17 protein-coding genes and 1 riboswitch are annotated in these 17,604 nt (G+C 71.7%); of the genes, 14 read left to right on the forward strand and 3 right to left on the reverse strand.

Translation table 11 applies throughout. The features are described from left to right. Window positions 1-216 precede the first annotated feature (216 nt). Both whiG and CIB93_RS10490 read left to right on the forward strand, forming a co-directional pair. On the forward strand, window positions 217-1,053 hold the full coding sequence (gene whiG / locus CIB93_RS10485) for an RNA polymerase sigma factor WhiG (RefSeq protein WP_096626388.1): 837 nt from the start codon (window positions 217-219) through the stop codon (window positions 1,051-1,053). Between the two features lie 117 nt (window positions 1,054-1,170). After that, window positions 1,171-1,728 carry a TetR/AcrR family transcriptional regulator gene (locus CIB93_RS10490; protein WP_096626390.1) on the forward strand — a complete coding sequence of 186 codons (558 nt, stop codon included), beginning with the start codon at window positions 1,171-1,173 and terminating at the stop codon, window positions 1,726-1,728. Here the strand turns inward: CIB93_RS10490 and CIB93_RS10495 are convergent. Beyond that, window positions 1,679-2,416, reverse strand: a complete 738-nt coding sequence (locus CIB93_RS10495) for a murein hydrolase activator EnvC (RefSeq protein ID WP_096626460.1) — start codon at window positions 2,414-2,416, stop codon at window positions 1,679-1,681. The two genes, CIB93_RS10490 and CIB93_RS10495, sit on opposite strands and share 50 nt — an antisense overlap. A 277-nt stretch (window positions 2,417-2,693) precedes the next feature. On the opposite strand from CIB93_RS10495, the gene rpsB reads away from it, so the two are divergent. The 9 genes from rpsB (at window position 2,694) to CIB93_RS10540 (ending at window position 12,561) form a co-directional block, all read left to right on the forward strand. Continuing rightward, on the forward strand, window positions 2,694-3,602 hold the full coding sequence (rpsB, locus tag CIB93_RS10500; protein ID WP_019766411.1) for a 30S ribosomal protein S2: 909 nt from the start codon (window positions 2,694-2,696) through the stop codon (window positions 3,600-3,602). Between the two features lie 99 nt (window positions 3,603-3,701). After that, window positions 3,702-4,538 carry a translation elongation factor Ts gene (tsf, locus tag CIB93_RS10505; protein WP_096626392.1) on the forward strand — a complete coding sequence of 279 codons (837 nt, stop codon included), beginning with the start codon at window positions 3,702-3,704 and terminating at the stop codon, window positions 4,536-4,538. A gap of 161 nt (window positions 4,539-4,699) precedes the next feature. Beyond that, on the forward strand, window positions 4,700-5,476 hold the full coding sequence (gene pyrH, locus CIB93_RS10510; protein WP_096626395.1) for a UMP kinase: 777 nt from the start codon (window positions 4,700-4,702) through the stop codon (window positions 5,474-5,476). Between the two features lie 121 nt (window positions 5,477-5,597). Beyond that, window positions 5,598-6,155 carry a ribosome recycling factor gene (gene frr / locus CIB93_RS10515; RefSeq protein WP_073771532.1) on the forward strand — a complete coding sequence of 186 codons (558 nt, stop codon included), beginning with the start codon at window positions 5,598-5,600 and terminating at the stop codon, window positions 6,153-6,155. Then, window positions 6,155-7,240 (forward strand): phosphatidate cytidylyltransferase, encoded by a 1,086-nt coding sequence (locus CIB93_RS10520; protein ID WP_096626397.1) that lies wholly within the window; start codon window positions 6,155-6,157, stop codon window positions 7,238-7,240. Before frr ends, CIB93_RS10520 begins: the two co-directional genes overlap by 1 nt. A gap of 101 nt (window positions 7,241-7,341) precedes the next feature. Beyond that, on the forward strand, window positions 7,342-8,448 hold the full coding sequence (rlmN, locus tag CIB93_RS10525) for a 23S rRNA (adenine(2503)-C(2))-methyltransferase RlmN (RefSeq protein WP_096626399.1): 1,107 nt from the start codon (window positions 7,342-7,344) through the stop codon (window positions 8,446-8,448). A gap of 63 nt (window positions 8,449-8,511) precedes the next feature. Beyond that, window positions 8,512-8,628: riboswitch (TPP riboswitch) on the forward strand. 83 nt (window positions 8,629-8,711) lie between these two features. Then, window positions 8,712-9,809, forward strand: a complete 1,098-nt coding sequence (locus CIB93_RS10530; protein WP_096626401.1) for a thiamine ABC transporter substrate binding subunit — start codon at window positions 8,712-8,714, stop codon at window positions 9,807-9,809. A 71-nt stretch (window positions 9,810-9,880) separates the two neighbouring features. Then, window positions 9,881-11,515 (forward strand): iron ABC transporter permease, encoded by a 1,635-nt coding sequence (locus CIB93_RS10535; RefSeq protein WP_096626462.1) that lies wholly within the window; start codon window positions 9,881-9,883, stop codon window positions 11,513-11,515. A gap of 5 nt (window positions 11,516-11,520) precedes the next feature. Further along, complete coding sequence (locus CIB93_RS10540) at window positions 11,521-12,561, forward strand: ABC transporter ATP-binding protein (protein ID WP_096626403.1); 1,041 nt, start codon at window positions 11,521-11,523, stop codon at window positions 12,559-12,561. 10 nt (window positions 12,562-12,571) lie between these two features. On the opposite strand, the gene CIB93_RS10545 is transcribed toward CIB93_RS10540, so the two are convergent. Both CIB93_RS10545 and CIB93_RS10550 read right to left on the reverse strand, forming a co-directional pair. Continuing rightward, window positions 12,572-13,240, reverse strand: a complete 669-nt coding sequence (locus CIB93_RS10545) for a response regulator transcription factor (protein ID WP_096626405.1) — start codon at window positions 13,238-13,240, stop codon at window positions 12,572-12,574. After that, entirely contained in the window at window positions 13,234-14,505 is a 1,272-nt protein-coding gene (locus CIB93_RS10550; protein WP_096626407.1) for a sensor histidine kinase, read from the reverse strand. The genes CIB93_RS10545 and CIB93_RS10550 overlap by 7 nt, the downstream gene beginning before the upstream one ends. A 142-nt stretch (window positions 14,506-14,647) precedes the next feature. On the opposite strand from CIB93_RS10550, the gene CIB93_RS10555 reads away from it, so the two are divergent. The 3 genes from CIB93_RS10555 (at window position 14,648) to CIB93_RS10565 (ending at window position 17,585) form a co-directional block, all read left to right on the forward strand. Further along, on the forward strand, window positions 14,648-15,847 hold the full coding sequence (locus CIB93_RS10555) for a DUF2029 domain-containing protein (RefSeq protein WP_096626409.1): 1,200 nt from the start codon (window positions 14,648-14,650) through the stop codon (window positions 15,845-15,847). Beyond that, a complete protein-coding gene (locus CIB93_RS10560) occupies window positions 15,844-17,004 on the forward strand; it encodes a glycosyltransferase family 4 protein (RefSeq protein ID WP_096626411.1) in 1,161 nt (386 codons plus the stop codon). Before CIB93_RS10555 ends, CIB93_RS10560 begins: the two co-directional genes overlap by 4 nt. A 125-nt stretch (window positions 17,005-17,129) precedes the next feature. Continuing rightward, window positions 17,130-17,585, forward strand: coding sequence for an SRPBCC domain-containing protein (locus CIB93_RS10565; RefSeq protein ID WP_096626413.1), 456 nt, complete (start codon window positions 17,130-17,132; stop codon window positions 17,583-17,585). Window positions 17,586-17,604: the final 19 nt, after the last annotated feature.

Genomic DNA, 17,604 nt, shown 5'->3' on the forward strand with positions numbered 1-17,604 from the left:
CGCACGATCGATCGGTGACCTGCTCAGGGCCGGTGCCCATGGCGACTGCACCGCCCCCGGGCAGGTGCGGACAGCGTGAACGGCAGAACGCAATCACGCGTCATGGAACTGCCGTCCTGCGCGGACTGCGACGCCGCAGTCACGCTACGCTCACAAGGATTCCGCCCCAGACAAAAGTCCCCCAGCACTTCACGGCAGAACGGCTCAAGGCACCACATGCCCCAGCACACCTCCGGGTCTGACCGCGCGGCAGTACCACCCGTTGCGCGTGGCACTGTGCGCCCTCCCGCCCCCTCCTCGCTCGACGAACTGTGGCGTTCGTACAAGACCACGGGCGACGAGCGGCTGCGGGAGCAGTTGATCCTGCACTACTCGCCGCTCGTCAAGTACGTCGCGGGCCGGGTGAGCGTGGGGCTGCCGTCCAATGTCGAGCAGGCAGACTTCGTCTCCTCCGGAGTCTTCGGACTGATCGACGCCATCGAGAAGTTCGACATCGAGCGGGCCATCAAGTTCGAGACGTACGCGATCACCAGGATTCGCGGCGCGATGATCGACGAACTGCGGGCCCTGGACTGGATCCCCCGGTCCGTCCGGCAGAAGGCGCGCAACGTGGAGCGCGCCTACGCCACGCTGGAGGCGCAGCTGAGGCGTACGCCCTCGGAGGCCGAGGTCGCCTCGGAGATGGGCATCGCACTGGAGGAACTGCACGCTGTTTTCAGTCAGTTGTCCCTGGCGAACGTGGTCGCGCTGGAGGAGTTGCTGCACGCCGGCGGGGAGGGCGGCGACCGGCTGAGCCTGATGGACACCCTGGAGGACACCGCCGCCGACAATCCGGTGGAGGTCGCCGAGGACCGCGAGCTGAGACGGCTGCTCGCACGCGCGATCAACACCCTCCCCGACCGGGAGAAGACCGTGGTGACCCTCTACTACTACGAGGGCCTGACCCTCGCGGAGATCGGCAACGTCCTCGGGGTGACGGAGAGCCGTGTCAGCCAGATCCACACCAAGTCCGTCCTCCAGCTCCGGGCGAAACTGGCCGACGCGGGCCGCTGACGATCCCTCCCCGGCCTTCTTCCCGATCCCTCCCGGCCACTCGGTCAGAGGCCGTGCCCTTCCCTCGGACCCCTGCCGCCGTAGAGTGGATGCGTGCCCAGGATTCGAGCGGCCTCCGTGGCCGAGCACCGGACCATGCAGCGCGGCGCCCTCCTGGACGCCGCGCGCTCCCTGCTGTCCGAGGGCGGTACGGAGGCGCTGACCTTCCCCGCACTCGCCGAGCGCACGGGCCTCGCCCGGTCCTCCGTGTACGAGTACTTCCGCTCCCGAGCCGCGGTCGTCGAGGAGCTGTGCGCCGTCGACTTCCCTGTCTGGGCGGCCGAGGTCGAGAACGCCATGCAGCGCGCCGAGACGCCCGAGGCGAAGATCGAGGCGTATGTGCGCCGACAGCTGGACCTCGTCGGCGACCGCCGTCACCGCGCCGTCGTCGCGATCTCCGCGAGCGAGCTCGACGCCGGTGCCCGGGAGAAGATCCGGGCCGCGCACGGTGCGCTGATCGCCATGATCGTCGAGGCCCTCGGCGACCTCGGTCACACCGAGCCGAGGCTGGCCGCCATGCTCCTCCAGGGCTCGGTGGACGCCGCCGTGCGCCGTATCGAGCTCGGTGTCGCGGAGGAGCCGGGCGTCATCGCCGACACCGCCGTCGCGATGGTCCTGCGTGGTGTGAGCGGCTGACCCGGCCCCGCACCCCGCGGAACGCCCCCGCCGTCGCGCTTCCCGGCTCCGGCACCCCGAACACCGGCAGCAACCGCGAAGGGCCTCTCCGCAGTAGTGAGGGCGGCAGCAGCGAGAGCGGGTCCAGGTAGGCGTCACCGCGTCGCAGCCCCCAGTGCAGGCAGCCCGCCGCGCAGTGGAAGGGCCCTTCCTCCAGCGCTCCGACCGGCTGTCCGGCCCGCACGCTCGCGCCCTCCTCGACCAGCGCCCGCACCGGCTCGTACGTCGTGCGCAGCGGAGGCGACCCGCTGCCGCCCACCTCGATGGCCAGCACCCCGCGTCCCGCCACCCGCCCCGCGAACGACACCCGGCCCCCGGCGGCCGCCAGCACCGGGGCGCCCGGCCCCGCCGCGAGGTCGACGCCGCGATGGCCGGGCCCGTAGGGGCCGGTGGGCGGCTGCCACCCCCGTAACACCGCGGGTCTCCCCGTCAGCGGCCAGCTCCGGTCGCCGCCATCGGCGGCAGGGTCGGCATCGACATCTGTGCCCGCCCCCGCCAAGGACGCCTCGGCCCCGGTCGGCATGACGGCTCTGCCCGGCGTGCTGCTCCCGGCCGGGAGCAGCGCGTACAGCAGGAACGCCGGAAGGAGCGGGAACAGGAGCAGGGTGCGGAGAGCGAGGGAGCGGCGTCGGCCGGGGTGGGTGCACATGTCCGCCACCATCGCCCGGAGGCCGGGATTCCGGTGATCATGGACCGTTCCTGTGGACTACTCGCCGGTTGTGGACATCGCCGTCACCCGGCACCCGGCGGGTCCCGTACACTTCTTACGGCGATCCGGGTCACCGGGTCGACTTCGCACGCCCCGCCACCTCCCTCTTCGAGGAGGTGGCCGCGCTCCTCGGTCCCTCGTGGCACGGCGCGTCGGGGCGTCAGGCGCGACAGCAAACCTGCGGTCGCGACAACCGAGCACCTCAAGGAGTACGGCCATGGCCGTCGTCACGATGCGGGAGCTGCTGGAAAGCGGCGTCCACTTCGGTCACCAGACCCGTCGCTGGAACCCGAAGATGAAGCGCTTCATCTTCACCGAGCGCAACGGCATCTACATCATCGACCTGCTCCAGTCGCTGTCGTACATCGACCGCGCCTACGAGTTCGTCAAGGAGACCGTCGCCCACGGCGGCTCCATCATGTTCGTGGGTACGAAGAAGCAGGCCCAGGAGGCCATCGCCGAGCAGGCGACGCGCGTCGGCATGCCGTACGTCAACCAGCGTTGGCTCGGTGGCATGCTCACCAACTTCTCCACCGTCTACAAGCGCCTTCAGCGTCTGAAGGAGCTTGAGCTCATCGACTTCGAGGACGTGGCCGCCTCCGGCCTCACCAAGAAGGAGCTCCTGGTCCTCTCGCGCGAGAAGGCCAAGCTGGAGAAGACCCTCGGTGGTATCCGCGAGATGCAGAAGGTGCCCAGCGCCGTCTGGATCGTCGACACCAAGAAGGAGCACATCGCCGTCGGTGAGGCGCGCAAGCTCCACATCCCGGTCGTCGCGATCCTCGACACCAACTGCGACCCCGACGAGGTCGACTACAAGATTCCGGGCAACGACGACGCGATCCGCTCCGTCACCCTGCTCACCCGCGTGATCGCCGACGCCGTCGCCGAGGGCCTCATCGCCCGCTCCGGCGCCGCCACCGGCGACTCGAAGCCGGGCGAGAAGGCCGCCGGCGAGCCGCTGGCCGAGTGGGAGCGCGACCTGCTGGAGGGCGACAAGAAGGACGAGACCGCGGCTGCCGCCGAGGTCCAGTCCTCCGCCGAGACCGAGAAGGTCGCCGACGCCGAGAAGCCGGCCGAGGCCGTCGCCGAGGCCGAGGCTCCGGCCGCGGACGCCGAGCAGGCCTGACACCCGTCACGGCTACTGACGGCGGGGGCCGACGCCACAAGCGTCGCCCCCGCCGTTCACCCGTAGATCTTTCAGACTTCGAGAGAGACATACAGACTCATGGCGAACTACACCGCCGCTGACGTCAAGAAGCTCCGCGAGCTCACCGGCGCCGGCATGATGGACTGCAAGAAGGCGCTCGACGAGGCCGACGGCAACGTCGACAAGGCCGTCGAGGCGCTCCGTATCAAGGGCCAGAAGGGCGTCGCCAAGCGCGAGGGCCGCTCTGCCGAGAACGGTGCCGTCGTCTCCCTCATCTCCGAGGACCAGACGTCCGGCGTTCTCCTGGAGCTGAAGTGCGAGACGGACTTCGTCGCCAAGGGTGAGAAGTTCCAGGCCGTCGCCAACACCCTCGCCGCCCACGTCGCCGCGACCTCCCCGGCCGACCTCCAGGCGCTGCTCGCCTCCGAGATCGAGGCCGGCAAGACCGTCCAGGCGTACGTCGACGAGGCCAACGCCAACCTCGGCGAGAAGATCGTCCTGGACCGCTTCGCGCAGTTCACCGGCGAGTACGTCTCCGTGTACATGCACCGCACCATGCCCGACCTGCCCCCGCAGATCGGTGTTCTGGTCGAGCTGGACAAGGCCGACGCCGAGCTGGCCAAGGGCATCGCGCAGCACATCGCCGCCTTCGCCCCGAAGTACCTGTCCCGCGAGGACGTCCCGGCCGAGGTCGTCGAGGCCGAGCGCCGCGTCGCCGAGGAGACCACCCGCGCCGAGGGCAAGCCCGAGGCCGCGCTCCCGAAGATCGTCGAGGGTCGCGTCAACGGTTTCTTCAAGGAGGCCACCCTCCTCGGCCAGCCGTACGCGCTGGACGCCAAGAAGTCCGTCCAGAAGGTCTTGGACGAGGCCGGTGTCACCCTGAAGCGCTTCTCGCGCATCAAGGTCGGCATCTGAGTCCGTCCGGGCGAACAGCACCGGACCCGATAGGGTCTGGTGCAGTCGACGGCCGCACCCACGCCGGACGACCGCAGATCTGACGAGGAGGCCATTGCCGCTGTAGGGACACCAGACCCACCGGCAATGGCCTTCTTCGTATGTGCACGAGGAGAATTTCCATGGACAAGGGCGCGGACGCCATCCAGGCCGACGAGAAGCGCGACGACGACAAGGGTTCCGGGCGCTTCATGCTGAAGCTCTCCGGTGAGGCATTCGCCGGTGGCGGCGGCCTCGGCGTCGACCCCGACGTCGTGCACACCATCGCCCGCGAGATCGCCGCCGTCGTACGCGACGGCGCCCAGATCGCGGTGGTCATCGGGGGAGGCAACTTCTTCCGTGGTGCCGAGCTCCAGCAGCGCGGCATGGACCGGGCCCGGTCCGACTACATGGGCATGCTCGGCACCGTCATGAACTGCCTGGCGCTCCAGGACTTCCTGGAGAAGGAAGGCATCGACTCGCGCGTCCAGACGGCCATCACCATGGGCCAGGTCGCCGAGCCGTACATCCCGCTCCGTGCCGTACGGCACCTGGAGAAGGGGCGCGTCGTCATCTTCGGTGCCGGTATGGGCATGCCGTACTTCTCCACCGACACCACCGCCGCCCAGCGCGCCCTGGAGATCGACGCCGAGGCGCTGCTCATGGGGAAGAACGGTGTGGACGGTGTCTACGACTCCGACCCGAAGACCAACCCCGACGCGGTGAAGTTCGACGCGCTGGAGTACGGCGAGGTGATCTCCCGCGATCTGAAGGTCGCCGACGCCACCGCCATCACGCTCTGCCGTGACAACCAGCTCCCGATCCTCGTCTTCGAGCTGACCGCCGAGGGCAATATCGCTCGTGCGGTCAAGGGTGAGAAGATCGGCACGCTCGTGAGCGACGCGAGCACCCGGGCCTGACGGCCCCCAGGATGGACAACGGCCTGCCGGTCGGACACCGCGCAGGTGAGGACGCGACGCAGGACCCGCAGGGCCCGACGATGACGATGCCGGGCCCACCCAAGACACGCAGGAGCACGTGGTGATCGAAGAAATCCTCCTTGAGGCCGAGGAGAAGATGGAGAAGGCCGTCGTCGTCGCGAAAGAGGACTTCGCCGCGATCCGTACCGGCCGTGCGCACCCGGCGATGTTCAACAAGATCGTCGCCGACTACTACGGCGCGCTGACCCCGATCAACCAGCTGGCCTCGTTCTCGGTTCCCGAACCGCGGATGGCCGTCGTGACGCCGTTCGACAAGACGGCGCTGCGCAACATCGAGCAGGCGATCCGCGACTCCGACCTCGGCGTCAACCCGAGCAACGACGGCAACATCATCCGGGTGACCTTCCCCGAGCTCACCCAGGACCGCCGCAAGGAGTACATCAAGGTCGCCAAGAGCAAGGCCGAGGACTCCAAGATCTCGATCCGCTCCATCCGACGCAAGGCCAAGGAAGCCCTCGACAAGCTCGTCAAGGACAAGGAGTCCGGCGAGGACGAGGTGCGCCGCGCCGAGAAGGAGCTCGACGACACCACCGCGAAGTACGTCGCGCAGGTGGACGAGCTGCTCAAGCACAAGGAAGCCGAGCTGCTCGAAGTCTGATGAACGACTCTTCCTGGGGCGCCCCGCAAGGAGCGGGTTACTGGGGCACGCCCGAGATGAGGGCTGCCCCGGCGGGTCCTGCCCACGATGTGCATGACGCCCAGCAGACTCGGCCCATGCCCAACGTGCCGGACGTTCCCGACGCAGGTAGAGACGCAGCCGACCGCGCCGACCGGGACAGGGATGCCGCTCACGTCAGCGGCCCCCTGTTCCGTGACGAGATGCCGCAGGAGCCCATGTCCACCCCGCTGCCGCCCCCGCCGCAGAAGAAGCGCGCGGGGCGTGATCTGCGCGCCGCCATAGGGGTGGGCGTGGGTCTCGGTGCCGTCATCGTCGCCTCGCTGTTCATCGTGAAGGCCGTCTTCATCGGCGTGATAGCGGTCGCCGTCGTCGTCGGCCTCTGGGAGCTCACCTCCCGTCTCCAGGAGCGCAAAGGCATCAAGGCGCCCCTGGTTCCGCTGGCCGTCGGCGGAGCCGCGATGGTCATCGCCGGTTATGTCCGGGGCCCCGAGGGGGCCTGGGTCGCCATGGCCCTCACCGCCCTCGCGGTGCTGGTCTGGCGGATGACCGAACCGCCGGAGGGATATCTCAAGGACGTCACCGCCGGGGTCTTCGCGGCGTTCTACGTCCCCTTCCTGGCCACTTTCGTCGCCCTGCTGCTGGCGGCGGACGACGGGCCGTGGCGGGTCCTCACCTTCCTCGTCCTCACCGTGGTCAGCGACACCGGGGCGTACGCCGTCGGCTGGCGCTTCGGCAAGCACAAGCTCGCCCCCCGCATCAGCCCCGGCAAGACCCGCGAGGGCCTGCTCGGCGCGGTCGCCTTCGCGATGGCCGCCGGTGCGCTGTGCATGGAGTTCCTGATCGACGGCGGCGCCTGGTGGCAGGGGCTGCTGCTCGGCCTCGCGGTCGCGGCCAGCGCCACCCTCGGTGACCTGGGCGAATCCATGATCAAGCGGGACCTCGGCATCAAGGACATGGGTACCCTGCTCCCCGGCCACGGCGGCATCATGGACCGGCTGGACTCGCTGCTGCCCACCGCGCCGGTGGTGTGGCTGCTGATGGTGCTGTTCGTCGGCTCCGGCTGAGCCACCGCACACCCCGTCCCACCTGCAATTCTTTACGGTGAGGGCTCGTTGTCCACAGGGCGGCGGGCCCTCACCCGTCTGTCTGCGACACTGGATGAACCATGCCTAAGCCCGGAGAACTCACTTTCGTCGCGCCCCGCGGAGCCAAGAAGCCCCCGCGGCACCTCGCCGACCTCACGCCCGCCGAGCGCAAGGAAGCGGTCGCCGAGACCGGCGAGAAGCCGTTCCGCGCCCAGCAGCTCTCGCAGCACTACTTCGCGCGGTATGCGCACGACCCGGCCCAGTGGACCAACATTCCCGCCGGGTCCCGGGAGAAGCTCGCCGAGGCGCTGTTCCCCGAGCTGATGTCCGTGGTCCGCCACATCAGCTGCGACGACGACACCACCCGCAAGACCCTGTGGAAGCTGCACGACGGCACGCTCGTCGAGTCCGTCCTGATGCGCTACCCGGAGCGCGTCACGATGTGCATCTCCTCGCAGGCGGGCTGCGGGATGAACTGCCCCTTCTGCGCCACCGGGCAGGCCGGGCTCGACCGCAATCTGTCCACCGCCGAGATCGTGCACCAGATCGTCGACGGCATGCGCGCCCTGCGCGACGGCGAGGTGCCGGGCGGCCCCGCCCGGCTGTCCAACATCGTCTTCATGGGCATGGGCGAGCCGCTCGCCAACTACAAGCGGGTCGTCGGTGCCATCCGCCGGCTCACCGACCCCGAGCCGGACGGCCTCGGCCTCTCGCAGCGCGGGATCACCGTCTCCACCGTGGGCCTCGTCCCGGCGATGCTGCGCTTCGCCGACGAGGGCTTCAAGTGCCGCCTGGCCGTCTCGCTGCACGCCCCGGACGACGAGCTGCGCGACACCCTGGTCCCCGTCAACACCCGGTGGAAGGTCCGCGAGGTCCTGGACGCCGCGTGGGAGTACGCGGAGAAGTCGGGCCGCCGCATCTCCATCGAGTACGCCCTGATCCGGGACATCAACGACCAGGCCTGGCGCGGTGACCTGCTCGGCAGGCTCCTCAAGGGCAAGCGGGTCCACGTCAACCTCATCCCGCTCAACCCCACGCCCGGCTCCAAGTGGACCGCCTCGCGCCCCGAGGACGAGAAGGCGTTCGTCGAGGCCATCGCGGCCCACGGCGTGCCCGTCACCGTCCGGGACACCCGGGGCCAGGAGATCGACGGGGCCTGCGGGCAGCTGGCGGCCTCCGAGCGCTGACAGCGGCCACCTCTCCGGGGTCGGACGAAACCGCCGGTGTAGCCTGGGCCCGCAATCAACTGCATATTCCGACAGGGGAGCGCCACAGCGCTGAGAGTGCGGCACCAAGGACAGGTTGGCCGCAGACCCTCTGAACCTCGCCCGGGTCATTCCGGGTAGGAAGTTCGGACCTTACTCAAGCTGTTGCGTCCTGCCCGCTTCCGGTTACGGCTCCGGCGGCGGGCGGGGCCGCGTCTCTTCCTGGTCACCTCCAGGAGGACCACATGAACACCACCACGAAGTACGCGGCGACCGCGCTCGCCGCCGCGCTCGGCGTCACCGTGCTCGCGGGCTGCGGCAGCGACGACGGCACGGCGGGCTCCGGCGCCTCCAAGGGCAGCGGTTCCAAGACCGTGACCCTGGTCAGCCATGACTCCTTCACCGTCTCGGACGAGGTGCTGAAGGCGTTCACCAAGGAGACCGGCTACACCGTCGAGATCCTCAAGAGCGGCGACGCCGGGGCCGCGCTCAACCAGGAGATCCTGACCAAGGGCTCCCCGCGCGGTGACGTCTTCTTCGGCGTCGACAACACCCTGCTCTCCCGCGCCCTCGACAACGGTCTCTTCACCGCGTACGAGGCCAAGGGCCTGGACCGGGTCGCCAAGGGCACCCAGCAGGACGAGAAGCACCGGGTTACGCCGGTTGATACCGGTGACATCTGCGTCAACTATGACAAGCAGTACTTCACGGACAAGAAGCTCGCGCCGCCGGAGACCTTCGAGGACCTGCTGAAGCCCGCGTACAAGAACCTCCTGGTGACCGAGAACGCGGCCAGTTCCTCGCCCGGTCTCGGCTTCCTCCTCGGCACCATCGCCAGCCAGGGCGAGGACGGCTACGAGGCGTACTGGAAGAAGCTCAAGGCCAACGGCGTCAAGGTCGTCGACGGCTGGGAGCAGGCGTACAACGAGGAGTTCTCCGGCTCCGCGGGCGGCAAGAAGACCAAGGCGGACCGGCCGCTCGTCGTCTCCTACGCCTCCAGCCCGCCCGTCGAGGTCCTCTACGCCGACCCGCAGCCGAAGGAGGCCCCCACCGGGGTCGCGACCGGCACCTGCTTCCGGCAGACCGAGTACGCCGGGCTGCTGACCGGGGCGAAGAACGAGGAGGGCGGCAAGGCGCTGCTGGACTTCATGATCAGCAAGACGTTCCAGGAGGACATGCCGCTGAACATGTTCGTGAACCCCGTCGTGACGGACGCGGAGCTGCCCGAGCTGTTCACGGAGTTCGGCGAGACCGTCGAAGCGCCCCCCACCGTCACGCCCGAGAAGATCGCCGCCAACCGTGAGCAGTGGATCAAGTCGTGGCAGTCGCTCGTCCTGAGGTAGGGCCCGAAGCGGAAGCCGCGCCGCCCGGCCGTGGGTCCGGGCGGCGCGGTGCCGCGGTGCGGCTCGGCCTGATGGCCGTGCCCGTCGCGTTCTTCGCCGTCTTCTTCGCCTACCCCGTGTCCGCGATCGTCGGCCGCGGGGTGAAGACGGACGGCGTCTGGCAGTTCGGGCGGATCGGTGAGGTGCTGGCCCGCCCGGACATCCTCGACGTCCTCTGGTTCACCACCTGGCAGGCCCTCGCCTCGACCGCGCTCACGCTGCTGATCGCCCTGCCCGGCGCGTATGTCTTCGCCCGCTTCGACTTCCCGGGCAAACAGGTGCTGCGGGCGGTCGTCACCGTGCCGTTCGTGCTGCCGACCGTCGTCGTCGGCACCGCGTTCCTGGCGCTGCTGGGGCGCGGCGGGCTCCTCGACGAGCTGTGGGGCCTCCGCCTCGACACCACCGTATGGGCGATCCTGCTCGCCCACGTCTTCTTCAACTACGCCGTGGTCGTCCGGACGGTCGGCGGGCTCTGGTCCCAGCTGGACCCGCGTCAGGAGGAGGCCGCCCGGGTGCTCGGTGCGGGACGGTTCGCCGCCTTCCGCCGGGTGACCCTGCCCGCACTCGCCCCCGCCGTCGCCGCCGCCGCGCTGATGGTCTTCCTCTTCACGTTCACCTCCTTCGGCGTCGTGCAGATCCTCGGCGGACCGGCGTACTCCACCCTGGAGGTGGAGATCTACCGGCAGACCGCGCAACTGCTCGACCTGCCGACCGCCGCCGTGCTGACCATGGTCCAGTTCGTGGCCGTCGGCGCGATCCTCGCCGTGCACGCCGTGACCGTACGCCGCCGGGAGCGGGCGCTGAAGCTCGTCGACCCGGCGCAGACGTCCCGCAGGCCGCGCGGCGCCGGACAGTGGGCGCTGCTCGGCGGCGTCCTGCTCACCGCACTGCTGCTGATCCTGATGCCGCTCGGAGTGCTGGTGGAGCGCTCCTTCGACGGAGCGGACGGAGCCGACGGGCCGGGCGGCTACGGCTTCGGCTACTACCGGGCCCTCCAGTCGGCCGGGTCGGGCGGCTCCTCCACCTTCCTGGTGCCGCCGCTGGAGGCCGTCGGGAACTCCCTGCGGTACGCGCTCGTCGCCACGCTCATCGCCCTCGTCGTCGGCGGGCTCGCGGCCGCGGCCCTGACCCGCCGGGCGGGACGGCTCGTGCGGGGCTTCGACGCGCTGCTGATGCTGCCCCTGGGGGTCTCCGCCGTCACCGTCGGTTTCGGCTTCCTCATCACCCTCGACAAGCCGCCGCTCGACCTGCGAACCTCCTGGATCCTGGTCCCGCTGGCCCAGGCGCTGGTCGGTGTCCCCTTCGTCGTACGGACCATGCTGCCCGTGCTGCGCGCGGTCGACGACCGGCTGCGGGAGGCCGCCGCCGTGCTCGGGGCCTCGCCGCTGCGGGCGTGGCGTGAGGTCGATCTGCCGCTGGTGCGGCGGGCGCTGCTGGTCGCGGCGGGGTTCGCGTTCGCCGTGTCGCTCGGGGAGTTCGGCGCCACCGTCTTCATCGCGCGGCCGGACAACCCGACCCTGCCGGTCGCCGTGGCCCGGCTGCTGGGCCGGTCCGGGGAGCTCAACTACGGGCAGGCGATGGCCCTCAGCACGATTCTGATGCTGGTGTGCGCGGTGTCGCTGCTGCTCCTCGAACGCATCCGCACCGACCGATCCGGGGAGTTCTGAACGACATGCTGAGCTTGCAGGCGGCCACCGTACGGTTCGGGAAGCGGGCCGCGCTCGACGCCGTGGACCTGGAGGTCGCCGACCACCGGATCTCTTGCGTCCTCGGGCCCAGCGGCAGCGGGAAGTCCACCCTGCTGCGCGCCGTCGCCGGGCTTCAGCCCATGGACGGCGGACGGGTGCTGCTGGCCGGGCAGGACCAGGCGGGCGTCCCGGTGCACCGGCGCGGCCTCGGCCTGATGTTCCAGGACCACCAGCTCTTCCCGCACCGGGACGTCGGCGCCAACGTCGCCTTCGGGCTGCGCATGCACGGCACCGGGCGTGCCGAGTCCGAGCGCCGGGTCCGGGAGCTGCTGGAGATGGTGGGCCTGCCGGGAGCCGAACGCCGCGCGGTCGCCGCGCTCTCCGGCGGCGAGCAGCAGCGTGTCGCCCTGGCCCGGGCGCTGGCCCCGCGCCCCAGGCTCCTGATGCTGGACGAGCCGCTCGGCCAGCTCGACCGCAGCCTGCGCGAACGGCTCGTCGTCGAACTGCGCACCTTGTTCAGGGAGCTGGGTACGACGGTGCTCGCCGTCACCCATGACCAGGGCGAGGCGTTCGCGCTCGCCGACCGGGTCGTCGTGATGCGGGACGGCAGGATCGCCCAGGAGGGCAGCCCGCTGGAGGTCTGGCAGCGTCCCGCCTCCGCGTTCGTCGCCCGCTTCCTAGGCTTCGACAACGTCACCGCGGCCACGGTCACCGGACAGGCCGCCGCCACCGTCTGGGGCAAGGTCCCGGTGCCCGAGGGCTCCCCGCAGGGCGAGGCCGATCTGCTGGTCCGCCCCGCCGGGGTCCTGATCGGCGCTCCCGAGGAGGGCCTGCGCTGCACGGTCGGCGTCCGTACCTTCCGCGGCAACCATGTGACCGTGCGCCTGACGCCCGAGAACGCGCCGGTGCTGGAGGCCGAATGCGCCCTGCGTGACACCCCGGACGAGGGTGCGGTCGTGGGCGTCCGCTTCGACGCGGCGGAGACGGTGGTGCTGGCGGATTCCGGGCAGCCGTCAGGGGCGTGAGGGGCGGCCGTCAGGAGCCGGAGGTCCCCGCCACCACCAGCCCCAGCTCGTACGCCAGGATCACCGCCTGCGCCCGGTCCCGCAGCCCCATCTTCGCGAACAGCCGGTTGATGTGGGTCTTCACCGTGTGATCGGTGATGGTCAGCCGGTCCGCGATGTCCGCGTTGGACAGGCCCTGGGCGATCAGGACGAGCACCTCGGCCTCGCGCGCGGTCAGCCCCTCGACGGAGCGCGGCGGGCGAGCGCCGGTCCGCTGCCGGGTGAACTCGGAGATGAGCCGCCCGGTGATCTCGGGGGCCAGCAGGGCGTGCCCGTCGGCCACCACCCGGACCGCGTGGAGCAGTTCGGGAAAGGTCGCGTCCTTCAGGAGGAAGCCGCTGGCCCCGGCGGTGAGCGCGTCGTACACGTACTCGTCCAGGCCGAAGGTCGTGAGCATCAGCGCCCTCGTCGCCCCGCCGGACGCGGCGACGATCTCCCGGGCCGCGTCGATGCCGCCGAGCCGGGGCATCCGGATGTCCAGCAGCGCCACGTCGGGCCGCAGTGCGGCGGCGGCGCGGATCGCCTGCTCGCCGTCCTCCGCCTCCCCGACCACCTCGATGTCGTCCTGGGTGTCCAGCAGGCTGGAGAACGCCGTCCGTACGACCGCCTGGTCGTCGGCCACCAGTACCCGGATCACCACGGAAGTTCCGCCTCCACCAGAAAGCCACCGGCCGCACCTCGGCCGGTGGTGAGTCTGCCACCGAGCAGGGTGGCCCGTTCGGCCATCCCCACCAGGCCGTGTCCCGCGCGGTCGGGGGTGTCGCCGGACGCGCCGGGCCCCGGCCCGTCGTCGGATGCCCGGACCGTCAACAGGCCCGGCCGGTAGTTCAGTTCCACGACCGTGCGGGCGCCCGGGGCGTGCCGCCGGGCGTTGGTCAGGGCCTCCTGGACGATCCGGTACGCCGACAGCTCCCAGGACGCGGGCAGGGGGACGCGCTCGCCGGTGACGCGCAGTTCGGCCGTACCGCCCGCCGCCCGGTGCTGGTCGAGCAGATCGTCGAGACCGGCCAGCGACGGCTGCGGGGCGGTGAGCGGGACCGGTTCGGCGCCGTCGCCCGTCCGCAGCACCCCGAGCAGCCGTCGCAGCTCCGCCATCGAGGAGCGTGCCGTGCCCGCGATCTCCTGGAAGGCGTCCCGCGCCGGGGGCGAGAGATCGGGTGTCGTGTACGTGGCGCTCTCGGCCCGCACCGCGATCACCGAGACCGAGTGCGCGATCATGTCATGCAACTCCCTTGCTATCGCGGCACGTTCCGCCTCGGCCGCCTGCCGCCGCTCCATCGCCAGCAGCCGGGACTGGGCGGCGGCCCGCGTGTGCCGGCTCTCCTCGCGCGCCCGCACCGCGTCCCCCGTGCTCACCGCACCAAGGATCATCACCGTCAGCACCAGCGTCTCGGCGTATAGACCGAGGCTGAAGCGGTCGGTGCCCTGGAGCGCGGGCAGCCCGGGGGAGCCGTCCCGCGCCCACCGGTCGATGTGCACCAGGTTGACGGTCAGCGCCGTCAGCGAACCGGCCAGCACGAGGACCGCCGGATGCTGCACCCGGTGCCGCCCCAGGGTGTAGCAGCCGAGCAGGGCCCCGGCGACGGTCGCGTACGCCATGTTGCCGTCGGTGGCGAAGCTGAGCAGGGCCGCGCCCACGGTCAGGAACCCCACGGCGGGCCACACCGCGCGCAGCGCGAGCGAGGCCGTGCAGGCCAGCACCCCGAACGCCGTGACCGCCGAACCCGGCACGACGACCAGCTCCACGACCGCGAAGAGCGTCAGCGCCGCCCCGGTCAGCCAGGCGTACGAGGGTGCCGCCGCCCAGCGCCGCAGCCGTTGCCGTGCACCGTCCGCCGGCGGCGGAGCGGTCGCCGTGGCGGCGGTGGCGGCGGCCGGGCGGTCCGGCGTGATGGTGCGCGTCATACGGCGATTCTTCGTCACCGCCGGGGGCGGACGCATCGGAGCACGGGTGGAGTTCGGTGTGCCGTGTCATGCCACGGGTTGATCCGGAGGACCGGAGGGTGGTGTGACGATCGGTGAGCGGCCCGTTCCTAGCCTCGGATCCATGGCCACCATCGCGTCCTTCACCCCTTCTGACCAGCACCGAAAGCGTCCACCGCTGCCCGGCGGCACCGCCTGGTGGGTGTTCTGCGCGGCCACTGCCTCGGCGCTCGCCGTCTTCTCCTCGCTCGGCCCGCACCGCGTCTGGGGAACCGCCGCCGCACTCGGCTACACGGCCGCCGCGCTGCTCGCCGTACGCGGGCGGAGCCCCCGTACGGCCGGTGCGGTCGCCGTCACCGGAGCGGTGCTGCTGCCCCTGCTGGTGCTGCTCGCCGTGGACCGGGCACAGTTGGAGGTGCGGGTGGTGGCGCGCTCGGCCGGGCTGCTGCTCACCGACGGGACGCCGTACCTCCAGCATCCCCTGGTGCCTGCTGACTTCAACCCGTACCTCCCGGGCATGGCGGTCTTCGGGCTGCCGGAGGCCGTCGCCGGACCAGGGCCGCTCACCGACCCCCGGCTGTGGATGGGAACGGCGTTCCTGGGGGCGCTCGCGCTCGCCCTCCCGGCGGGTTCCCGGCGCGAGCCGCTGCGCTGGATCGCCGCCTGCCCGCTGGTGGCCCTGCCGCTCGCGGTCGGGGGCGTCGATCTGCCCGTGGCCGGACTGATGTGCCTCGGGCTCGCGTTGGCCGGGCGGGGGAGAGCGGACGCGGCCGGACTGGCGCTCGGTCTGGCCGCCGCCCTCAAGTGGACGGCCTGGCCCGCGATTCCGGTGGCCCTCGCACTGCTGGCCGCGGCCTCCCGGGGCGAGGACCGCCCGGGAAACCGCACCGCCCCGCGCTGCGGGCTCGTCGCCCTCCTCACCACGGCCGCGCTCGTCCTGCCCGCCGCCCTGCGCGACCCGGGTGCCTTCCGCGCCCATGTCGTCGACTTCCCGCTCGGGCTGACCGACGCGGTCTCCTCCGCCGCCAGCCCGCTCCCCGGCCACCTGATCGCCGCCCATGTCCCCGGCGGCGGGACCCTGGCGCTGCTCCTGCTCGGGGTGAGCGCTCTCCTCCTGGCATTCTCCCTGCTCGTCCGGCCCCCGGAGACGGCGACAGCCGCGGCGGGGAGGCTCGCGCTCGGGCTGCTCCTGGCCATCGCGTTCATGCCCGCGACCCGGTTCGGCTACCTGGTGCACCCGCTGGTCCTCGCGGCGTGGGCGGCAGCCCGGCACGCACCCGTCCACCCCCTTCTCGTACGGGTACGGAAGCAGGCCTCCCGATGACGCGTCGCCGCACCCTCGTGGTCACCAACGACTTCCCGCCGCGCCAGGGCGGTATCGAGACCTTCGTCCACGCCATGACCAGCCGGTTCCCCGCGGACTCCGTCGTCGTGTACACCTCCGCCGAACCGGGGGCGGCCGCCCACGACGCCGGTCTGCCGTACCCCGTGATCCGCGACCCCGCCCGGATGCTGCTGCCGACCCCGCGCGTCACCGCCCGCGCCGCGGACCTCGCCCGCCGCCACGGCTGCGGCAGTGTCTGGTTCGGGGCCGCCGCGCCGCTCGGGCTGATGGCGGACCGGCTGCGGCGGGAGGCCGGGGTGCGGCGGGCCGTCGCCACGACGCACGGGCACGAGGTGTGGTGGGCCCGCACCCCCGGCGCCCGGGCGCTGCTCGGGCGGATCGGCGAGCGGACCGACGCGGTGACCTACCTCGGCGCGGCCACCCGCGCGCCCATCGCAGCCGCGCTCGGCCCGGCCGCCGCCCGCCGCATGGTGCGCCTGGCTCCCGGGGTGGACGCGGCGGCGTTCCGGGTACGGCCCGGGACGCGGGAGGCTCCGGGGGCTCCGGCCCAGGGGGTCCGGCAACGGTACGGGCTCGGCGCGCGGCCGGTGATCCTGTGTGCGGCGCGGCTCGTCCCGCGCAAGGGCCAGGACACCCTGATCCGCGCCCTGCCCGCCGTGCGGCGCGCGGTGCCCGGTGCCGTACTCCTGCTGACCGGGGACGGGCCGTACGCCCCCACCCTGCGCCGGCTCGCGGCGGACACCGGGGTCGCGGACGCGGTGGTCCTGGCGGGCGGGCAGCCCCACACGGCCATGCCCGGGCACTACGCGGCCGCCGACGTCTTCGCCATGCCGTGCCGCACCCGCAGGCGCGGCCTGGAGGTGGAGGGGCTCGGCATCGTCTTCCTGGAGGCCGCCGCCGCCGGGCTGCCGGTCCTCGTCGGCGACTCGGGCGGTGCGCCCGACACCGTACGGGACGGGGAGACCGGTCATGTGGTCGACGGGCGGGACGTGGCCGCCGTCGCGGACCGGCTCGTCGCGCTGCTGCTCGACCGGGCGGCGGCCGCGGAGATGGGGGAGAAGGGCCGGGCCTGGGTGCGCGAGGCGTGGGGGTGGGAGAGCGCGTACGACACCCTCGCGGGGCTGCTGCGGCCCTGACCCTCCGCAGTGTCGTCCGCCCTCGACCGTACGCCGCGACAGCGCGCCCCCGGCCCGGCAAGCTGGAGGTCCGGACCCCGTACGCCGCACGCCGTACGGCACCGACGTCGACAAGGACCGTGACCATGACCGGCGCCACCCGCGAGGGCATCGACCTCACCCGCGTCCTGCACGCCCCGCAGCAGCGGGTCTTCGCGGCCTGGACGTCACCGGAGGACTTCGCCGCCTGGTACGGGGGAGAGGCGGACGTCCCCCTGGACCGGGTGGCGATGGACGTGCGGCCCGGTGGCTCGTGGAGCCTGGTCATCGTGATGCCGGGCGTCGAGATGCCGTTCCGCGGGGTCTACCGGGAGGTCAGCGAGCCCGACGGGCTGGTCTTCACACTGAAGGACGGCTCAGCCCCCGAGGACTCCGAGGGCGAGGTCGTGACGGTCACCTTCAGCGACCTCGGGGGCGGCCGGACCGAGCTGGCCTTCCAGCAGCGCGGCGGCCACCTCACCCCCGAGCAGTACGCGGCGGCCGAGGACGGCTGGGAGGCATTCTTCGACGCCCTCGCCGACCGCCTCGCCGCCCACCCCTGAGCCCGTCGGGCCCAAGGGC

The sequence above is a fragment of the Streptomyces sp. WZ.A104 genome (assembly GCF_002382885.1).
Taxonomy (GTDB): domain Bacteria; phylum Actinomycetota; class Actinomycetes; order Streptomycetales; family Streptomycetaceae; genus Streptomyces.

Coding starts and splice junctions, on each gene's coding strand:
- whiG (WP_096626388.1), top strand. CDS start 217: ATGCCCCAGCACACCTCCGGGTCTGACCGCGCGGCAGTACCACCCGTT.
- CIB93_RS10495 (WP_096626460.1), bottom strand. CDS start 2,416: ATGTGCACCCACCCCGGCCGACGCCGCTCCCTCGCTCTCCGCACCCTG.
- rpsB (WP_019766411.1), top strand. CDS start 2,694: ATGGCCGTCGTCACGATGCGGGAGCTGCTGGAAAGCGGCGTCCACTTC.
- tsf (WP_096626392.1), top strand. CDS start 3,702: ATGGCGAACTACACCGCCGCTGACGTCAAGAAGCTCCGCGAGCTCACC.
- pyrH (WP_096626395.1), top strand. CDS start 4,700: ATGGACAAGGGCGCGGACGCCATCCAGGCCGACGAGAAGCGCGACGAC.
- CIB93_RS10520 (WP_096626397.1), top strand. CDS start 6,155: ATGAACGACTCTTCCTGGGGCGCCCCGCAAGGAGCGGGTTACTGGGGC.
- rlmN (WP_096626399.1), top strand. CDS start 7,342: ATGCCTAAGCCCGGAGAACTCACTTTCGTCGCGCCCCGCGGAGCCAAG.
- CIB93_RS10530 (WP_096626401.1), top strand. CDS start 8,712: ATGAACACCACCACGAAGTACGCGGCGACCGCGCTCGCCGCCGCGCTC.
- CIB93_RS10535 (WP_096626462.1), top strand. CDS start 9,881: ATGGCCGTGCCCGTCGCGTTCTTCGCCGTCTTCTTCGCCTACCCCGTG.
- CIB93_RS10540 (WP_096626403.1), top strand. CDS start 11,521: ATGCTGAGCTTGCAGGCGGCCACCGTACGGTTCGGGAAGCGGGCCGCG.
- CIB93_RS10550 (WP_096626407.1), bottom strand. CDS start 14,505: ATGACGCGCACCATCACGCCGGACCGCCCGGCCGCCGCCACCGCCGCC.
- CIB93_RS10555 (WP_096626409.1), top strand. CDS start 14,648: ATGGCCACCATCGCGTCCTTCACCCCTTCTGACCAGCACCGAAAGCGT.
- CIB93_RS10560 (WP_096626411.1), top strand. CDS start 15,844: ATGACGCGTCGCCGCACCCTCGTGGTCACCAACGACTTCCCGCCGCGC.
- CIB93_RS10565 (WP_096626413.1), top strand. CDS start 17,130: ATGACCGGCGCCACCCGCGAGGGCATCGACCTCACCCGCGTCCTGCAC.